This is a genomic window from Rhodobacter calidifons (genome assembly GCF_011174775.1).
In the GTDB taxonomy this organism is placed as follows: domain Bacteria; phylum Pseudomonadota; class Alphaproteobacteria; order Rhodobacterales; family Rhodobacteraceae; genus Tabrizicola; species Tabrizicola calidifons.
In genome coordinates this window covers 1-4,310 of sequence record NZ_JAANHS010000039.1, presented here as the reverse complement: position 1 = coordinate 4,310, position 4,310 = coordinate 1, and the positions used below count along the sequence as shown (strand labels likewise).

Below are 4,310 nucleotides of genomic sequence, written 5' to 3'. Positions count from 1 at the left end.
GACAACAGGGGGATTTGTCCGATGAAACTGACCGACAGCCGTGAGATCAGGGCGGAGCCGCGGGTTGTCTGGGATGCGATCCTGAACCCCGAGGTATTGCGGGCCTGCATTCCTGGTTGCGAGAGCATGACCGGCTCGGTTGCGGAGGGGTATGAGGCGGTCGTGAAGCAGAAGGTTGGTCCGGTTTCGGCGACCTTCACGGGCCTCGTGCAGCTGTCCGACATCGTGGAGGGGCGGTCGCTGCGGATATCGGGCGAGGGCAAGGGCGGGGTCGCGGGCTTTGCCAAGGGCGGCGCCAACGTGAGTTTCGAGCCGGTCGCGGGCGGGACGCGGCTGACCTACGAGGCGGAGGCCAATGTGGGGGGCAAGCTTGCCCAGCTGGGCAGCCGGATCATCGACAGTTTCGCGAAGAAGCTGGCGGACGAGTTCTTCGCCCGCTTCCAGGCGGCGGTCGAGGCGCCCGAGCCCGAGCCGGAGCCTGTGGCCGAAGAAGCTGTTGCCGATTCGGGGGAAAGGAAGAAGGGTTGGTTCAAGCGACTGATCGGTTGAACCGGCGATACCTAGGACGACCCAGGGAGGAACAAGGATGACCAAGGTCTCGATGACCGTGAACGGCAAGGCCGTTTCCGGCGAGGTGGAAGGGCGGACGCTTTTGTCCTCCTTCCTGCGCGAGGGGCTGGGGCTGACCGGCACCCATGTCGGTTGCGACACCAGCCAGTGCGGCGCCTGCGTGGTGCATGTGGACGGCAAGCCCGTGAAAAGCTGCACCGTCTTTGCGGCGGATGTGGCCGGGGCGCAGGTCAGGACGATCGAGGGGATGGCGAATGCCGATGGCTCCTTGTCGGTGATCCAGCAGGCGTTCCAGGACCATCACGGGCTGCAATGCGGCTTCTGCACGCCGGGCATGGTGATGTCTTCGGCGGCGCTGCTGGCGGAAAACCCCAAGCCCACCGAAGCCGAGGTGCGGCACTACCTGGACGGCAACATCTGCCGCTGCACAGGCTACCACAACATCGTCAAGGCCGTGATGGCTGCCTCCGGGCAGGATGTCAGCGCGCTGGCTGCGGAATAGGGGGGAGAGATGCCGAAGGATACAGGGATTGGCGCGTCCTCGAAGCGCCGCGAGGATATCCGCTTTCTGACCGGGCGCGGGGTCTATACCGACGACCTGGCGCTGCATGGGCAGACCCATGCGGTCTTCGTGCGCTCGACCGTGGCGCATGGGCGGATCAGGTCGATCGACACTACGAAGGCGGCGGCGATGCCCGGCGTGCTGGCGGTGTTCACGGGCGAGGACTTCAAGGACGTCGGCGGCAACCCGGCGGGTTGGCTGATCAACAGCCGTGACGGCACGCCGATGCGCGAGCCCAAGCGCCCGGTGCTGGCCTATGGCAAGGTGCGGCATGTGGGCGATGCCTATGCCGCCGTCGTGGCCGAGACCTATGCCCAGGCGCGGGATGCGGCGGAACAGCTGGCCGCCGACAGCGAGATCGAAGAACTGCCCGCGATCATCGACATGAAGGCGGCGGTGGCCGACCCGTCGAACCGGGTGCATGACGAGATCCCGGACAACCTCTGCTTCGACTGGGGCTGGATCGAGGACAACCGCGCGGCGGTAGATGCCGCGATGAAGGCCGCGCCGCATGTGGTGACGCTGGAGCTGGTGAACAACCGGCTGGTGCCGAACGCGATGGAGCCGCGCGCTTCCATCGGCGAATACAACCCCGGCACGGGCGATTACAAGCTGACGACGACCAGCCAGAACCCGCACCTGACGCGGCTTCTGGTGGCGGCCTTCGTCCTCGGCATCCCCGAGAACAAGCTTCAGGTCGTGGCCCCGGATGTGGGCGGCGGGTTCGGGTCGAAGATCTACCACTACGGCGAAGAGGCGCTGGTGCTGGCCGCGGCGAAGAAGCTGGGCCGCCCGGTGCGCTGGACGGCGGAGCGGTCGGAGAGCTTCCTGACCGATGCGCATGGCCGCGATCATGTGACGAAGATCGAGCTCGGCTGCACCAAGGACGGGCAGATCCTGGCGATCCGCACCGAGACGCTGGCCAATGTGGGGGCGTATCTGTCGAACTTCTCGACCGCGACGCCGACCTTCCTGCACGGCACGCTGATGGCCGGACCCTACAAGGTGCCGCATGTCTATGTGAACGTGAAGACGGTGTTCACCAACACCGCCCCGGTGGATGCCTATCGCGGCGCGGGGCGGCCCGAGGCGACCTTCAGCCTGGAGCGGGTGATCGACAAGATGTGCCGCGAGCTGAACCTTGATCCGTTCGAGGTGCGGCGGAAGAACCTGCTGACGCCCGACCAGTTCCCCTACACGACTCCGGTCGGGCTGGTCTATGACACGGGCAACTATCATGCGACGCTGGACCGCGTGATGGCGATGGCCGATGTCGCGGGCTTCGAGACGCGCGCGGCGGAGTCGAAGAAGCGCGGCAAACTGCGCGGCATGGGGCTTTCGACCTGGATCGAGGCCTGCGGCATCGCGCCGAGCCATCTGGTGGGCGTGCTGGGCAGCCGCGTGGGGCTGTACGACGCGGCGACGGTGCGGGTGAACGCGACCGGCAACATCAGCGTGATGACCGGGGCGCACAGCCATGGGCAGGGCCACGAGACGGTCTTCGCGCAGATCGTGGCCGAGAAGCTGGGGATCCCGGAGTCTTCGGTCGAGATCGTGCACGGCGACACCGCCAAGATCCCCTTCGGGATGGGCTCTTACGGCTCGCGGTCGCTGGCGGTCTGCGGCACGGCGATGGCCAAGGCGGTGGACAAGATCATCGCCAAGGGCAAGAAGATCGCCGCCCACATGCTGGAGGCCAGCGAGGGCGACATCACCTTCGAGAACGGCAAGTTCCAGGTGGCGGGCACCGACAAGGCCAAGACCTTCGGCGAGATCGCGTTCAGCGCCTATGTCCCGCACAACTATCCGCTGGAGACGCTGGAACCGGGGCTGGAGGAGACCGCCTTCTACGACCCGGCCAACTTCACCTACCCCGCGGGCGCCTATATCTGCGAGGTCGAGGTGGACGAGGGCACCGGCAAGGTCGATGTGGTGGCCTTCCACTGCGCCGACGACTTCGGCAATGTGATGAACCCGATGATCGTGGAAGGCCAGGTGCATGGCGGCGTGGGCCAGGGGATCGGCCAGGCGCTCTGCGAGTTCACCGCCTATGACGAGACCGGCCAGCTGCTGACGGGGTCCTACATGGACTATCCGATGCCGAGGGCCGAGGATGTACCGTTCTACAACGTGGACTATTCCTGCCAGACGCCCTGCACGCACAACCCGCTGGGGGTGAAGGGCTGCGGCGAGGCGGGGGCGATCGGCTCGCCCCCGGCGGTGGTCAACGCGGTGATCGACGCGCTGCATCGCGGCGGGCACACCCACGTCAAGCATATCGACATGCCGGTCTCGCCCTCGCGGGTCTGGGCGGCGATCAACGGGCAAGGGGGCTGACATGCACAACTTCGACTTCGCGAAACCCTCGACCATCGCGGATGCGGCCAAGGCGCTGGCCGCCGAAGGCGCGCAGGCGCTGTCCGGCGGGCAGACGCTGATCCCGACGATGAAGCAGCGGCTGGCCGCGCCTGCGGTGCTGGTCAGCCTGACCGGCATCCGGGAGATGCAGGGCGTCTGCCTGGGCGAAGGCGGCCTGCATGTCGGTGCGGCCACGCCCCATGCCGTGGTGGCGCGCGAGGCCCGCGCGCATTACCCGGCGCTGGCCGATCTGGCCGGGGGCATCGGCGATCCCTCGGTGCGCTCGCGTGGCACCATCGGCGGGTCGATCGCCAACAACGATCCGGCGGCCTGCTACCCTGCCGCCGTGCTGGCATCCGGCGCGACGGTGGTGACCGACCGGCGCCGGATCGCGGCGGACGACTATTTCCAGGGCCTGTTCACCACGGCGCTGGAGGCGGGCGAGATCGTCACCACGGTGATCTTCCCGATCCCGCAGAAGGCGGCCTATGTGAAGTTCAACCAGCCCGCCAGCCGCTTTGCCCTGACCGGGGTCTTCGTCGCCAAGTTCGCAAGCGGCGTCCGGGTCGCGGTGACGGGCGCGGGCAACGACGGCGTCTTCCGCTGGGCCGAGGCCGAACGCGCACTCTCGGCCGACTTCTCGGCCTCGGCGCTGTCGGGCCTCAGCGTCGATCCCGCCGGCATGATGAGCGACCTGCACGGCTCGGCCGCCTATCGCGCCAACCTCGTCAAGGTGCTCACAGGCCGCGCGGTCACGGCGGCAGGCTGAACCTTCCCACAGCAGCCAAAGGCCCGGCAGAGCAATCCGCCGGGCCTGTTG

4 protein-coding genes are annotated in these 4,310 nt (G+C 67.4%); all 4 read left to right on the top strand.

Annotation, left to right across the window (positions count from 1 at the left end; all coding sequences use genetic code 11):
• Positions 1-21 precede the first annotated feature (21 nt).
• Genes G8O29_RS18055 through G8O29_RS18040 form a run of 4 tightly spaced genes read left to right on the top strand, consistent with a single transcriptional unit; the run spans position 22 to position 4,259 of the window.
• Complete coding sequence (locus tag G8O29_RS18055; RefSeq protein ID WP_166404584.1) at positions 22-549, top strand: SRPBCC family protein; 528 nt, start codon at positions 22-24, stop codon at positions 547-549.
• A 37-nt stretch (positions 550-586) separates the two neighbouring features.
• Complete coding sequence (locus tag G8O29_RS18050; protein WP_166404583.1) at positions 587-1,072, top strand: (2Fe-2S)-binding protein; 486 nt, start codon at positions 587-589, stop codon at positions 1,070-1,072.
• A gap of 9 nt (positions 1,073-1,081) precedes the next feature.
• Entirely contained in the window at positions 1,082-3,469 is a 2,388-nt protein-coding gene (locus tag G8O29_RS18045) for a xanthine dehydrogenase family protein molybdopterin-binding subunit (protein WP_166404582.1), read from the top strand.
• Position 3,470: 1 nt separating this feature from the next.
• Positions 3,471-4,259, top strand: a complete 789-nt coding sequence (locus G8O29_RS18040) for an FAD binding domain-containing protein (protein ID WP_166404581.1) — start codon at positions 3,471-3,473, stop codon at positions 4,257-4,259.
• Positions 4,260-4,310: the final 51 nt, after the last annotated feature.

Excerpts from the sequence above, each read along its gene's own strand:
- G8O29_RS18050 (WP_166404583.1), top strand. The coding sequence starts at position 587 with ATGACCAAGGTCTCGATGACCGTGAACGGCAAGGCCGTTTCCGGCGAG.
- G8O29_RS18045 (WP_166404582.1), top strand. The coding sequence starts at position 1,082 with ATGCCGAAGGATACAGGGATTGGCGCGTCCTCGAAGCGCCGCGAGGAT.
- G8O29_RS18055 (WP_166404584.1), top strand. The coding sequence starts at position 22 with ATGAAACTGACCGACAGCCGTGAGATCAGGGCGGAGCCGCGGGTTGTC.
- G8O29_RS18040 (WP_166404581.1), top strand. The coding sequence starts at position 3,471 with ATGCACAACTTCGACTTCGCGAAACCCTCGACCATCGCGGATGCGGCC.